Below are 12,956 nucleotides of genomic sequence, written 5' to 3'. Positions count from 1 at the left end.
CCCGGAGCGTTGTGCAGGGCGTTGTCGCGCAAATCCAGAAAGATTCATCTCGTGAATCCAGCATGCTAGCCGGGCAGCATGAGCAAACCTTCGAAGCCGACCTACAAGACGACCAACTGGCGCAGCTGCAATCAGGCGCTGAGGCAGCGCGGATCGCTGACCGTCTGGTCCGATCCTTCGATGCAATGGGAGGCCATCCCATCGGGGCGCCGCGGCCACCAGCAGGCCTATGGCGGATGAGGAGGCCCAGGAAATCGTCCGGGGGAGTCCGGGCCGGTCCGCGCCAGCGGCAAATCCTCCGGCGAGGGTCGCTCCGGTCCTCCGCAGGAGGCAAACTGTCCCTGCGGACAGTTCGGGGAAGGACCGGGCGGAACTCCTGGGGGCCGGACGGGCGGAGCCCTGCCCAGCGAATCCCATCCAGGCCTGCCTGCCTCTCAAGGTCCTCCCCGGACTGCCCCTCCGACAGAGTGAGCCAGTGTGGCGCCACTGGTTCGATCCCACTGGCGAACGGGGGCCGTGGCGACCCTGCTGGAACTATCCGGGCTCGGCTGGTCCGTGCCGGACTTCAGCACCCCGTCGCGCCGCCAGAGCGAGACGGGACCGTGGCGCCAGTGGCGCCGCGAAAGCCCGTCGAGCGCTGGATGTCACCATCCCGCATCGCAGCTCCAAAGGGGCGCTTCACCTGCGTGTCCCCTCTCGGGCATCGCGTCGCAATGCCTTGCCGGGCAGCGGACAGCACCGGCATCAAGGGCGAGGGCGAAGGGTGCGGAGCGACCGTGGCCCCGGTAGGGCCGCGAAAGCGCGCAGCGCGGCACAGGCGCAAGCATGGCGGCTCGAAGCGACGCATTCGCGGTGCCGCTCGGACCGGCGAGGGATGCTCGCCGGACCTGCTCGCCCAGATCCCCGCGGACGAGGAGATCGCCGCCGCCACCGCCGAGTTGCCAGCTGACGCGCCACCGGTTCGAGCACGGCTGGCGACACCTATGACACGCGCGCCTGCCATGACGCTGCCCCGCCGCAACGCCAGGCCCTGGAAGCCGGACACGGCGGGGGCCCCGGCCCGCACCGAGGTCCTGCGCGCGTCAAAGCATCTCGGCCGGGCACTCTGGCGGAACTGGAGCGGGTACCGCCGCGGGAGCCGGGTGGAGATATGAGCCGGACCGGGAAAATGTCCGGGGGACCTTTTCCCCGGCGATTGAATGAACTGCGTGAAGCTGCACGGGCAGAGGCTGATGGCCCGCGACTTCGACCGCCAGGTGGCCGAGGTTCAGATCCGCGCATTCGCGGCTGCGCGGTTCCGGAGTTCGGCGGTCTTGCGGTCTGGCGGTCAAGGGTGAGGCGTCGCGCCGCAATCTGTCGGGTGACGGTGACGGTGACGAACGGAGATCGGCCGCGGCCCGCGCAGTGTCCCGGAGGTCATTCAATCGCCGGCAAAGGGTTTCCCTGACCTTTTTCGCGAACCGGCCCAGAACCCGTCCCCGCTCCCGCGGCGATGCGCGCTCCGGACGCGCCGGAGCGCCCGGCCAGCTCCGGGTTCCATGGCATAGCAGTCCGCTCCGGCGAAATTGAGGATCACCGGAAAGAGCTCCGGGGAGTCCTGGCCGGTCCGCGCCAGCGGCAAATCCTCCGGGGACGGTTTTCGGGAGCCGGACGGGCGGAGCCTGGCCCTAAGATTGGCCGCGGCCAACGCACCCGCCGCATCCCCCTTCAGCGGTCACCGAGGCGTTCTCCCTGCCCGCCGGGTTCTGGGCGCACAGGTCCGGCAGCCCCCTGCCGGTTCGCCCGAACCGGCGGCGCTTGCCGGAGATTGCCTCGACCGCCCGGATCCCACCTTCGCCGCGCCCCTCTACCCGACGTCTTCGCGATCCTCCCCGCGCCACGCCGTCCCCGGAGGGATTTGCCGCCGCGGGCCCCGTCCGCCATTGGTCCGCAGCCTTGCCGGGGGCTGCCTCCCCGGTCCGGGCATCGCTGGCGTCAGGCCTGGCGTTTCGAGACGCCATGCCTGCGGGTTTGCCAAGCACCTTCGCCTTCCGCCTTGAGGCCGGTGCTGCCGACGGGCAGGCGGTTCCGGAGACCGGGACAGCGACCGGTCACGTCCAGGGCGGTCCGGCGGCGGCGCCTGCCGTCGTGCCCCTTCTGGCCGACGAGGGGACCTACATCGCGTCGGAATCCAGCTTTTACAGGGTCTTGCGCGAGCATGGCCAGAACCATCGCCGGGGCCGTGCCCGGGCGCCGGTCCGCCGCAAGGCGCCGGCCAGCTTCGAGGCTGCTGGTCCTTGCCAGGTGTGGACCTGGGAGTGAGGCCCGGCCCGGCAAAGCCGGGATCAAACCGTCCGGGGGACGGTTTGAAGTGCCGAACACGTGGCTTCCGGGGCCGGTCGCGGGCAAGTTTTTCTACCTCTACATCATCACCGACATCTGGAGCCGGAAAATCACCGGGTGGGAGGTCCACGAGCGCGAGACGTCGGAGAATGCGGCAGCCCTCCTGCAACGCGCGGTCTGGGCCGAGAAATGCGTCACCAGCCCGCTGGTATTGCACTCCGACAACGGCAGCCCGATGAGGGGCGCGACGATGAAGGCGACAATGGACCGGCTCGGGATCACGGCCTCCTTCAGCCGACCACGCGGATCGAACGACAATGCCTTTTCGGAGGCCCTGTTCCGGACCTGCAAGTACCGCCCCGGCTGGCCGCCGCGCGGCTTTGCCAGCATCGAGGCCGCGCAGACCTGGGTCCAGGGCTTCGTCACCTGGTACAACCACGAGCACCGCCACAGCGCGATCCGCTTCGTGACGCCCGAGCAGCGCCACCGCGGCGAAGAGCGGTCTCTTCTGGAGAAACGCAGCAGGGTCTACGAGCTGGCCCGCGCAGCGCGGCCGGAACGCTGGTCAGGCAGCACACGCTGCTGGACGCCGATCGGCTCCGTCTGGCTCAACCCGGAACGGCCTCACGAGATCCGCGAGGCCATGGGGCCGCCGACGCGCTCCCAAGGGAAGCAGTCGGCGGCGGCCCCATGGCCGGAACGGGAGAGTGCGCAGCCTGAAAATAGACACCGGTCACAACAACCTTGAAAACCACCGCCGAAACATTCCAGGGACTTGCCTTCGACGCTGACGGCCTCGCCGAAGCGGAATTCGCCGGGCACCGGCTGATCGTCGCCCACGCCGGCGGCGGCGCGCGCGGGCGTCACGCGGTGGCAGCTTGCCATCGGGCCGGTTTGATCCCTGTCGAGCAGGGCCACTGAAACCGGCGAGAGCCGTCCGGGAATCCCGTCGCTGAGCACGAAGACCCCGCCGATGCCCACGGCCGCGGCCATCGCCGCGGCAGCGGCGCCGAACAGCAGCGGCCGCTTGCCATGGCCGTTCCGGCGCACCGGTTGCTCGATCCACAGATAGGAGCCCCAGGCGAAGGCGAAGGACAGCGCTAGGCAGCCGATCCCCTGCCATGCATCCAGCTCCTCCACATTGGCGTAGACGGCGAAGACGATGATCGGCCAGTGCCACAGGTAGAGCGAGTAGGAAATCTTGCCGACGAAGACCATGGGCGCTGCCGCCAGGACCCGCGATGCCGGTGTCTGCACCCGCGCTCCGGCAGCGATCAGTGCTGCGGCGCCCAAGCAGGGCGGCAGCGCTCTGCGCGATAGCGTCCGTCATGTGTGGATGCCCCCTGCGGGTCAAGGCGCGCGTTGTTGATGTCTGCGTTTGAACGGTGCGGTCATGTGTCCGGCCTCCATTTGCAGCTTTCTCGCTGCGGGCCTTGATGAGATGCGCGGAAGCGAGTGCCGGATCAAAGCGGCGCGCCCGGGGCGCATTGACGGACGCGGGCCGGCTCGCTGCCGGGGTGCCGGTTCTCTGCGTTCATCATTGTGTTGCACCTCGGCCTCCGCCGGTGGCGGTCCCGGCGAATTCCGCGTTTCGGATCAGATCGTGGCGGCCTCCCGGCACGTCCCTCCCCGGACCATGAGCGCCCATGCCATCCGGGCGGGCTTGTTGGCGACCGCGCCCGCGGCGACCTTGCATGGGCGCCGGGCCCGCAGAGCCGCCATCCACCCGCCGGTGGCGGAGCCCGGCCCGATTTTCCCCAGTCTTGCGATTGCGCCGAGAACGGGGAACGCGCGCAAATTCTTGTGCCCCTGTTTCGAAATGGGCCCGGGCCGTTCCTTGCCGCCGCTGGAATTGGGTCGCGGGGTCAGCCCCAGCCATGCCGCAAAGTGGCGGCCCGATCCGAAGGACCGCGGAGCGGCCACCATGGCGTGCAGCGCGCAGGCGGTGACGGGTCCGGCGCCGGGGATTGCCGGCCCGGGCGGCGGGCCGTCCCGTCTTCCCTGCAATGCCGGGCAAGGCGCTGGCCGGTCCTCTTGATCCGCCCGTTCAGTGCCCCGATGTCCCGGACGAGGTCTTCGGGCACGTCCCGCATGGTTTCCGGCAAACGGCTGTCCTCGGGGTCGCGGACGATCGCGGCGAGGTCGTCCAGCCGTCCGATGCCCTTCGCGTCGCGCCGAAGGCACGCCGCCGGCGCGACGGTTCCGAACTCCGCGAGATGGCCGCGCAAGGCATTGACGGTGCGCGTGCGCTGCCGGATCAGACGCTGCCGCACCTTCAGNCGTCGGCTTGCGCGGCCGCACTGCGGCCACGGTCCTCCTCACCGTCGCTCTTGCCCCGTTTGACGTATGGCTTGACGCAGGTCGGCGGCATGAGCGCACCTCATGTCCGAACGCGGCGCGTTCACGCGCCCAGTGACGGGCCCCGCCGCAAGCCTCCATGCCGATCGGCAACGGCGGCAGGTCCGCGAAGAAGGCGAGCAATTCCGCCCGTCGCAGCTCCTTCCGCAGCACGGCCGTCCCGTCGGCGCCGACTCCGTGCGCCTGGAACACGTTCCTGGCCAGAACCAGCCCAATCGTGGCAATTTCCATTCCGGTCTCTTCTCTGTTGTCGAGCGCTGCAAGCACTGCCACGCCAAGGCATGGCACGGCGATGCCGCCAAGCAGGAGGCATCCACCTCATCAAGCTGGTGTACTTTCCCGGATGTCCTGAGGTCATGGTCAGGCGGCTTTCGTGGTTATGCCGGGAATTGGGTCGATCTCCTCCTTGTCGATCTGCGCGAAGGCCTCGACCATCATGTAGCGGCTGGCAGTCTGCCATTCGTCGTTCTGCTCGAACAGGGCGGCGCCGATGAGGCGCTTTATGGAGGCTTCATTCGGGAAAATTCCAACGACGTCGGCTCGGCGCTTCACCTCTTTGTTCTACCGTTCGATGGGATTGGTAACGGGTATGATGATCCCGGTGCCGGTGTTCGGCTCCGATTTCTTGATCGGGGTGTATGCTGCGAGCATCCGGGACAGAGGCACCGGGAGCACGAAAGTGCGGGCAGGCCGATGCATTCGATGAGCCGTGAGCTCGACAGTCCGGCCTCGGCGCCGCCCATCACGGGCGCATCAGCAAAGCCGGGCGCAGCCATGCCCGCGCCATGCTGGTCGAGGCGGCATGGGCCGCGGCCAAGGCTCCGGGTCCCCTGCGCGCCTTCTTTATCCGCATCCGTGCAAAGCGCGGACACCAGATCGCCGCTGTCGTGGTGGCACGCTAGCTCGCCACTCTCTGCTGGCACATGCTCACGAGAGGCGAGGACTACCGGTGGGCCCGGCCAAGCCTGGTTGCCCACAAGCGTCGGTCAATGGAACTGGCCGCTGGCCAGCCGCAGAAGAAGGGCAACAAGCGTGGGGCGAGCTACGCCTACCATGTCAAGAAAATGCGGCACCAAGAGATGCAGATCGCCGAGAAAGCGCAGGAGAGCTACGAGCACTTCGTTGCCGCCTGGCGCGCCCGACCACCATCAGGAAACAAGTGTGCGGCCGCCTCACCCCGGCAGGGACTGCATGGGCTGCCCGGTGGCGCTTCCAGCCGACACGCCACGCTTCGCCACGAGGTCGATCGCACGCAGAAAGAATAACCGATCTCCGAGCAAAAATCTTGTCGATCTCATCCGTCGAGTGCAGTTTCGTGCGGTGCTGCCGTGGAAAGGTCATGTAGGCCAACACGTCATGTTCGCTGGCGTCCATCAGGTCCGCGAGTTTCGTCCATCTGGACCGCAACTGCTCCGCCACCTTGCGCCAAGTCTCGCCCGCATGGGGCGGTCCGGCTGGTCGAAGGCCTGCCGTAACGAGCCTTTGTCCGCCATTGGTCCGAGGACAATGGCGAGTGGCCGCGACCACCGTGTGCTGGCCGCGGGACACATGCGCCAGGGCGTTGCGCATCCAATGGACCCGACAGCGCTGCCACGTGGCCTCGAAGATCCGCGAGATGGCGGCCTTCAGGCCGGTATGGGCGTCGCTGATCACCAGCCGCACGCCATCCAGGCCGCGGGCCTTCAGCGAGCGCAGGAACTCGGTCGAGAAGGTCTCGGCCTCCGAGGGCCCCAGCCGCAGGCCGATGATTTCCCGCCGCCGCCCGAGTGCGGCTTCGGCGTCAGCCCCAGCCAGGCTGACAGGTCGCGCGACGTCCGGAAGCCGGTCACATCCGGCAGCGTCGCCGCCAGCGCCGTCGCGGTGATCGGGCCGATGCCCGGAATGCTCCGCAGCCTCTTCGCAGCGTCGCTGGTCTCTGCTTCGCGGCGGATGTCCTTGGTGAGCGCGCCGATATTGGCGCGGGTCCCGGAGAACTGATCCGCCAGCAGGCGCAGCGGCACCCGGGCCGCGGCCGGCAGCTTGGCGCGCTCCCCGGCCTCGAGCAGGCGCCCGACATTATGGCCCCCTTCGGCGCCACAATGCCGAACTCGCCCAAGTGGGCGCGGATCGCGTTGGTGACCTGGGTGAGCTGGCGGACCAGGAATTCCCGGGCCTTGCGGGTCATCGGGAGGGCCTGGATTTCTTCGCTCTTCACCGGCACGAAGCGCATCGACGGCCGGGTCGTCTTGCGCCTTCCATCGATCCCCCGGATCGATGGATCGCTGCGCGAGCGGCTGCTGACCCTCGCAGATCGCTTCGGCGTCCGCCTGGTCGGTCTTTCCCCGCCGGACGTAGGGCTTGACGCAAGACGGCGGCATCAGCCGGACGTCATGGCCGAGCCTGGCGAGTTCGCGGGCCCAGCGGTGCGCCCCGGCGCCGCCAGCGGTTGCTCGAACCGATGGCGCAACCTTGGCGACCCTCCATGCCGACCAGGCAGGGCCCGAGCCGCTGGAAGAACTCGAGCATCTGGTTCCGACGCAGCTGTCGCCGCAGCACGACCGTGCCTTCGGCATCGATGCCGTGGACCTGGAAAACGGACTTGGCGAGATCGACGCCGACCGTGGCAATCTCCGTCATGGATGGCTCCCCTCAGTGGTGACGTTGACAGCACCCAATGTGGCACATTGCGATGCCGGGAGCGGGAGCCATCCACTCCATCATTGGCGCTCATTGGCTCATTCCTTGCACAGCTTGGACACCGTGCTCTTGGAGATGCCGCTCAGGCCCATCGCCTGCACCAGCTCGTCGACGCGCGGGGTGGAGACGCCGCCGATCCAAGCCTCCTGGAACGAGCCATGTCACGCCATTGGTCCGAGTGACAATGGCGAGTGCCACCAGCGCTTGTTCGGAGGTCTTCCTTGCTTCAAGGAAGCCCGGGAAATAGCTGCCCTGGCGGAGCTTGGGCACGCGCAGGTTCAGCGTCCCGAGGCGCGTGTCCAGCGACCGGTCGCGGTAGCCCCTCTCGGCGAATGCATGCATTCGCCTGTCGGCAACGGTTGCGCCAGGTCGTGCGTTCGCCGTTGCGTTCATGGCGGCCAGCGCCGATCAGGCCTTCGACGTCGGTCTCCATGATCAGTTGCAGCACCGCCTCTGCGATGCTGCGCAGCAAGTCGCCGTTCGCCAGCAGTCTCGGCCCGGTGGCGACATGCTGGCTCACTCGTGCTTGGCCATGAGCTCGGACAGTTCCATGTCCGTTTTGGTCATCGGGGTCTCCGTATGGTTCAGGTTGAAGCGTCGAAACTCCACCTCGATCCTACACCTCGATGGCCACCCGGGATCGCACCGCTGGCGGCAGTGAAATTACACCAGCACCGCGGACATTATCGCTGCGAGCCCCGGAAACGGCGTTTCCGGCCGGTAGGTCAGCATTGCCCAGAAGATCGCGGCGGCCCCTGCAAGCGCCAGGGGCAGGGCCACGGCCCGGCGCGCCAGAACGCCGTCGAGCCACCCCTCGGCCAGCGCGATTGCCAGAAGCGATCCCGTGAGCAGCTCCCAGGCCCGGAATTGCGGCAGGTAGAAGGCTGCTTCGGGATCGGCTCCCACCGCCCGGACCGACAGGGCCAGCGACAGCAGCGCCAGCGCCGCCAGCCCCCCAGATCGCCCTGCGTCCCAGGACCCGGAACATCGCCCACAGGAGCACTGGGAAGACCACGTAATACTGTTCCTCGATCGCCAGCGACCAGGTGTGCAGGAGCGGCTTGATTTCCGCGGATTCGTTGAAATAGCCGGTCGAGAGATAGAACCAGACATTGGACAGGAACACCGTCGCGCCGGCGAGGCTCTTGCCATAGTCGTCGAGGTGATAGGGCAGCATCATGGCTGCCGCGGCCAGCGTGGTCAGCGCCAGCATCGCGAAGAGCGCCGGAAAGATCCACCGGATCCGCCGTTCGCAAAAGGTCGCGATCGAATAGGTCCCGGCCTTCATCTCCTCCCACAGGATGGTGGTGATCAGGAAGCCCGAGATGACGAAGAACACGTCGACGCCGATGAATCCGCCCGGCAGGCCCAGCCCTGCATGGAACACGAGAACCGGAACGACCGCGATGGTCTGCAAGCCGACGAGATCTGCGCAATATTTCATCGTGCCCCGCAATTAAATTGGTCTTTTAAAATCTGTTCTATGGTGCCGCCGCCAGCGGATCTGGCTGATGTTGAGACCATTTGTCAGCAGGCGGCTGAGGCCGTGCCGTTCCTATTCCGCGGTGAGGTCCATCTGGTCTTTCGCGTCGTGGGGAACGGCGCATGCCGACGGGGCTCCGATGCTGCTGCCGGGTAGCGTGCCGATCTCGAACAGCAATCCGCGGTGGTTCGATCCCAGATCGGCGCCCCCCCAGGGCTGTGCCTCCCGCAGCACGGCGCCGCCGCGGGTCAGGATCAGGTCGATTGGAATGCCGAACCGTCCGGCCGCGGCTGGCCAGGTTGGTATCGGCCACCGCTGGGTCCGTAGACCGCAATGCGCCGTCAGTTCGCTCAGCCGCTTGCTCCAGGGGGCGGCGTTGAAGTCGCCGACGATGACTACGGGGCCGGGGGCGGTCGACGCCTGATGCGCGACCATCCACTCGTCCGAGGCGCTGAGCCCGTCGAACCAGGGCTTGAGCAGATGCGCCGCCACCAGCCGCAGCTGCCGTCCGTCCGCCAGATCCAGCTGGACGACTCCGATCCGCTCGTTGCCGGTATTGGGCATTTTGACGAGCCTGGCCCGGATCGCCGGATCTCGGGCGAGAACCATGATGTCGCAGCGCCGTCCCGCGCAGCCCTCGATCACGGGAAAGGTCTCGGCCAAGAGGTCGCGCGCGCTCCTGAGCGGGAAGCTCTCGGTCAGCAGGATCACGTCCGCGGGGCTGGCTTCCAGCGCGGCGACCAGGTCGGCAGGCGGCACCGGATTGGTATTGAGCATGTTGTACCACAGCACCCGCAGGACGGGTTGCGCCTCGGGATGGAGCGGGTCGGAGCGCTGGACATGGCGCAGGGCCACTCCGGCGAGGCCTGCAACGGCCAGAAATGCCACGGCAAAGCCGAAGCGGCGCCCGCCCAGTAAGGCAATGGCGAGGCTGAGCGCCAAGGTCGGCACTGCGATATGGGGTGCCGCGCTTTCGATCATGCGGGCGATGGTCCCGATGAAGGGAAGATTGGGCCAGTATGCGGCACTGGCCACGGTGACGGCACCGAACAGGGCGGGCAGGGCCAGCAGCCCACGCCACCAGGCAAGCCGCTGGGAGAGAACCGGATGGGGCACGTGCGGGGACTCTGGAAACAAATCTGGACAAGGCCGCGCTCCCCGGGAAGGGTGCGGCACGGACACTATTCTAGGCCGGAATGCGTGCCTGCGGCAGTGGGACATATGGGCCTGCCCCTGCCAAGTCCCGGGCATTCGGCTAGGATACGTCCGATCCGCCCCTGTCCCGTTCATGTCCCGGTTCCCTACGGAGGAGCGCCCCGAAGAATGTTGAAGTTTTCAGATGCCCGCGGTCGCCATTTCCGCCGCCTGCGCAACGTTCGGTGCCCGGGCACGGGCGGCAACCCCAGCCAGGTGCCGACTAGCATGCGGACCCGGAATGCATTGGTGCACTGGATCCGCAAGGGAATTTGGCTGATGGGATTGATGATCACACTTGGTGTCGGGGCGGCACCTTCGCTCTTGATCGTGGGAAGCGCCACGATCGGGACGACGCTGCGGGCGGCGGGGATTGAAGTCGCCGGGAGCAGTCCAATCACCTATGACGTGCAATGGTACCGCAATGGCACGGCCATTTCCGGAGCCACCTCCACACTCTACGACACGTCGGGGGAAGCCGCGGGAGCGGTCCTGAAGGTTGCTGTGACTTCGGGAGGAAACCAGGTCGAGAGCCAGGACGTCACGCTATCCGCGGCCGCGCCGCCGTCGGCCGAGGCGGGGACGGCGGCGCTTGCGGCCATGGCGGTGGCGCCGGCGTTTTTCGACAGCGGCGCGCCGGCCGGCCCGTCGAGATCTCCGCCGTCTGCGCCCGCGACCCGGACCGGGACCGCGGCATCGACCTCTCGGCCTACGCCTGGGAAACCGACCCGGTCGCGCTGGCGCAGCGCGACGACGTCGATCTGTTCGTCGAACTGATGGGCGGCTCCGAGGGCGCCCCGCTCGACGCGACCCGCGCCGCGCTGGAGGCCGGCAAGGATGTCGTCACCGCCAACAAGGCGATGATGGCGCTGCACGGCCACGAACTCGCCGAGATCGCCGAGGCCAAGGGGGCCTGCCTGCGCTACGAGGCAGGCGTCGCGGGCGCCATCCCGGCCATCAAGGCGCTGACCGAGGCGCTTGCCGCCAACGAGATCGAGCGGGTGCTCGGCGTCATGAACGGGACCTGCAACTACATCCTGACGCGGATGCAGTCGGCCGGGCTCAGCTATGACGAGGTCTTCGCCGAAGCCGCGAAGCTCGGCTATCTCGAAGCCGACCCGACGCTCGATGTGGGCGGCATCGACGCCGGGCACAAGCTGGCGATCCTGGCCTCGATCGCCTTCGGCGCGAAGGTCAATTTCGAGGGCGTCCATCTCGAGGGGATCGAGCGGATCACCATCGAGGACATCAACCGCGCCGCCGACATGGGCTACCGCGTCAAGCTGCTGGGCGTCGCCCAGATGACCGGCCGCGGGCTGGAACAGCGCATGACCCCCTGCCTCGTGCCCGCCAATTCGCCGCTCGGCCAGCTCGAGAACGCCACCAACATGGTGGTGATCGAGGGCGACGCCTCGGGGCGGATCGTGCTGCAGGGCGCGGGCGCGGGCGAAGGCCCGACCGCCTCGGCCGTCATGTCGGACATCATGGACATCGCGCGCGGCCTGCGCCTGCCGACCTTCGGACAGCCGGCCTCGACCCTCGTCGAGCTGCCGCCGGCAGTCTCGGCGACGCCGGCGCCCTACTACCTGCGCTTCATCCTGGACGACAAGCCGGGCGCGCTGGCCAAGATTGCGACCATCCTGGGCAATAACGGCATCTCGATCGACCGGATGCGTCAGTATGGCCACGCGGAGTCCAAGGCGCCTGTCCTTATTGTCACGCACAGGACGACTCGGGCGGATCTCGATGCGGCGCTGTCGCAGATGCCCGGAACGGGCGTCCTGGCGGGCGAACCGGTTGCGATCCGGATCGAACGTCTCTGAGCGGCGGCGCCGTGTTGGCGCGCCGGAAAGACGGAAAAGTTAAGGAGTGCGTTGATGGCCACCCCAGTTGATTTCAATGACCGCATGCTGTCCCTCGGCCTCGCGCGTGTTTCCGAAGCCGCGGCGCTGGCCTCGGCCAAGCTGATCGGGCGCGGCGACGAGAAGGCCGCGGACCAGGTCGCGGTGAATGCCATGCGCACCCAGCTGAACATGCTGGACATCAACGGCGTCGTCGTGATCGGCGAAGGCGAGCGCGACGAAGCGCCGATGCTCTATATCGGCGAGGAAGTCGGCACCGGCAACGGCCCGGCCGTGGACATCGCGCTCGACCCGCTCGAGGGCACCACGCTGACCGCCAAGGACATGCCGAACGCCCTGACCGTGATCGCGATGGGCCCGCGCGGCTCGATGCTGCACGCCCCCGACGTCTACATGGAAAAGCTGGCGATCGGCCCGGGCTACGACAAGGACGTGGTCAGCCTGGACATGACCCCGGTCGAGCGCATCCAGGCGCTGGCCAAGGCCAAGGGCGTCGACACGCCGGAAATCTCCTGCTGCGTGCTGGAGCGTCCGCGCCATGACGACCTGATCGACCAGCTGCGCTCCACCGGCGCCTCGATCCGTCTGATCACCGATGGCGACGTGGCGGGCGTGATCCACTGCGCCGAGACCTACAAGACCGGCATCGACATCTACATGGGCTCGGGCGGCGCGCCGGAAGGCGTCCTGGCAGCCTCCGCGCTGAAATGCATGGGCGGCCAGTTCTGGGGCAAGCTCCTGTTCCGCAACGATGACGAGCGCGGCCGCGCCACCAAGGCCGGCGTCACCGATTTCGACAAGATCTACGACCGCGACGAGCTGGTCACCGAGGACGTGATCTTCGCCGCCACCGGCGTGACCGACGGCTCGCTGGTCTCGGGCATCAAGCGCGAACCGGGCTTCTTCACCACCGAGACGATCCTGATGCGCTCGAAGACCGGTTCGGTGCGGCGCATGTTCTACCGCAACCCGGTCCAGTTCTCCTGATCCGGCCCGACTGACGGACAGAAGCCCCGGCGCCCCTGGCGGCCGGGGCTTTTCCTTTCCGGCCGCGGCAGGTA

Annotated in this window: 7 protein-coding genes and 9 pseudogenes; 7 read left to right on the top strand and 9 right to left on the bottom strand. The window is 67.8% G+C overall.

The features are described 5' to 3' along the window. Positions 1–78: 78 nt before the first annotated feature. The 3 pseudogenes from C7T91_RS27295 to C7T91_RS27285 form a co-directional block, all read left to right on the top strand. Positions 79–231, top strand: a pseudogene (locus tag C7T91_RS27295) (IS5/IS1182 family transposase); the annotation flags it as partial. 181 nt (positions 232–412) lie between these two features. Further along, positions 413–1,337: pseudogene (locus C7T91_RS27290) on the top strand (hypothetical protein); the annotation flags it as partial. A 787-nt stretch (positions 1,338–2,124) separates the two neighbouring features. Then, positions 2,125–2,968 (top strand): annotated as a pseudogene (locus tag C7T91_RS27285) (transposase); the annotation flags it as partial. On the opposite strand, the gene C7T91_RS37165 reads toward C7T91_RS27285, so the two are convergent. From C7T91_RS37165 to C7T91_RS27275, 3 genes and pseudogenes are all read right to left on the bottom strand, one after another. After that, positions 2,947–3,540: an acyltransferase family protein gene (locus C7T91_RS37165; protein WP_236638534.1), complete on the bottom strand. Its 594-nt coding sequence runs from the start codon at positions 3,538–3,540 to the stop codon at positions 2,947–2,949. The pseudogene C7T91_RS27285 and the gene C7T91_RS37165 sit on opposite strands and share 22 nt — an antisense overlap. 378 nt (positions 3,541–3,918) lie before the next feature. Then, on the bottom strand, positions 3,919–4,761 hold the full coding sequence (locus C7T91_RS40090) for a transposase (RefSeq protein ID WP_407943349.1): 843 nt from the start codon (positions 4,759–4,761) through the stop codon (positions 3,919–3,921). Positions 4,762–5,040: 279 nt separating this feature from the next. After that, positions 5,041–5,262, bottom strand: a pseudogene (locus C7T91_RS27275) (transposase); the annotation flags it as partial. Between the two features lie 146 nt (positions 5,263–5,408). Between C7T91_RS27275 and C7T91_RS40085 the strand changes: the two are divergent. Both C7T91_RS40085 and C7T91_RS33965 read left to right on the top strand, forming a co-directional pair. Then, positions 5,409–5,582 (top strand): annotated as a pseudogene (locus C7T91_RS40085) (transposase); the annotation flags it as partial. An 87-nt stretch (positions 5,583–5,669) separates the two neighbouring features. Next, positions 5,670–5,945: a hypothetical protein gene (locus tag C7T91_RS33965; protein WP_201742271.1), complete on the top strand. Its 276-nt coding sequence runs from the start codon at positions 5,670–5,672 to the stop codon at positions 5,943–5,945. Positions 5,946–5,961: 16 nt separating this feature from the next. On the opposite strand, the pseudogene C7T91_RS27265 reads toward C7T91_RS33965, so the two are convergent. From C7T91_RS27265 to C7T91_RS27245, 6 genes and pseudogenes are all read right to left on the bottom strand, one after another. Then, positions 5,962–6,438 (bottom strand): annotated as a pseudogene (locus C7T91_RS27265) (transposase); the annotation flags it as partial. Further along, positions 6,435–6,575: pseudogene (locus tag C7T91_RS40500) on the bottom strand (transposase); the annotation flags it as partial. The pseudogenes C7T91_RS27265 and C7T91_RS40500, both read right to left, overlap by 4 nt. Before the next feature lie 387 nt (positions 6,576–6,962). Continuing rightward, a pseudogene (locus tag C7T91_RS32960) lies at positions 6,963–7,296 on the bottom strand (hypothetical protein); the annotation flags it as partial. Between the two features lie 101 nt (positions 7,297–7,397). Continuing rightward, positions 7,398–7,890, bottom strand: a pseudogene (locus tag C7T91_RS27255) (transposase); the annotation flags it as partial. Positions 7,891–7,972: 82 nt separating this feature from the next. Then, positions 7,973–8,812 (bottom strand): acyltransferase family protein, encoded by an 840-nt coding sequence (locus C7T91_RS27250; RefSeq protein WP_145963044.1) that lies wholly within the window; start codon positions 8,810–8,812, stop codon positions 7,973–7,975. A gap of 99 nt (positions 8,813–8,911) precedes the next feature. Continuing rightward, positions 8,912–9,955 carry an endonuclease/exonuclease/phosphatase family protein gene (locus C7T91_RS27245; RefSeq protein ID WP_108262998.1) on the bottom strand — a complete coding sequence of 348 codons (1,044 nt, stop codon included), beginning with the start codon at positions 9,953–9,955 and terminating at the stop codon, positions 8,912–8,914. Positions 9,956–10,581: 626 nt separating this feature from the next. On the opposite strand from C7T91_RS27245, the gene C7T91_RS27240 reads away from it, so the two are divergent. Next, positions 10,582–11,856, top strand: a complete 1,275-nt coding sequence (locus C7T91_RS27240; RefSeq protein WP_407943348.1) for a homoserine dehydrogenase — start codon at positions 10,582–10,584, stop codon at positions 11,854–11,856. 54 nt (positions 11,857–11,910) lie between these two features. Then, entirely contained in the window at positions 11,911–12,882 is a 972-nt protein-coding gene (glpX, locus tag C7T91_RS27235) for a class II fructose-bisphosphatase (RefSeq protein ID WP_108262994.1), read from the top strand. Positions 12,883–12,956: the final 74 nt, after the last annotated feature.

Origin of the sequence: Mangrovicoccus ximenensis (assembly GCF_003056725.1) — a bacterium.
GTDB classification, from domain to species: Bacteria; Pseudomonadota; Alphaproteobacteria; order Rhodobacterales; family Rhodobacteraceae; genus Mangrovicoccus; species Mangrovicoccus ximenensis.
The sequence above is the reverse complement of the archived record's forward strand: the minus strand, read 5'-3'. Positions and strand labels throughout refer to the sequence as shown.

Excerpts from the sequence above, each read along its gene's own strand:
- C7T91_RS37165 (WP_236638534.1), bottom strand. The coding sequence starts at position 3,540 with ATGGTCTTCGTCGGCAAGATTTCCTACTCGCTCTACCTGTGGCACTGG.
- C7T91_RS33965 (WP_201742271.1), top strand. The coding sequence starts at position 5,670 with ATGGAACTGGCCGCTGGCCAGCCGCAGAAGAAGGGCAACAAGCGTGGG.
- glpX (WP_108262994.1), top strand. The coding sequence starts at position 11,911 with ATGGCCACCCCAGTTGATTTCAATGACCGCATGCTGTCCCTCGGCCTC.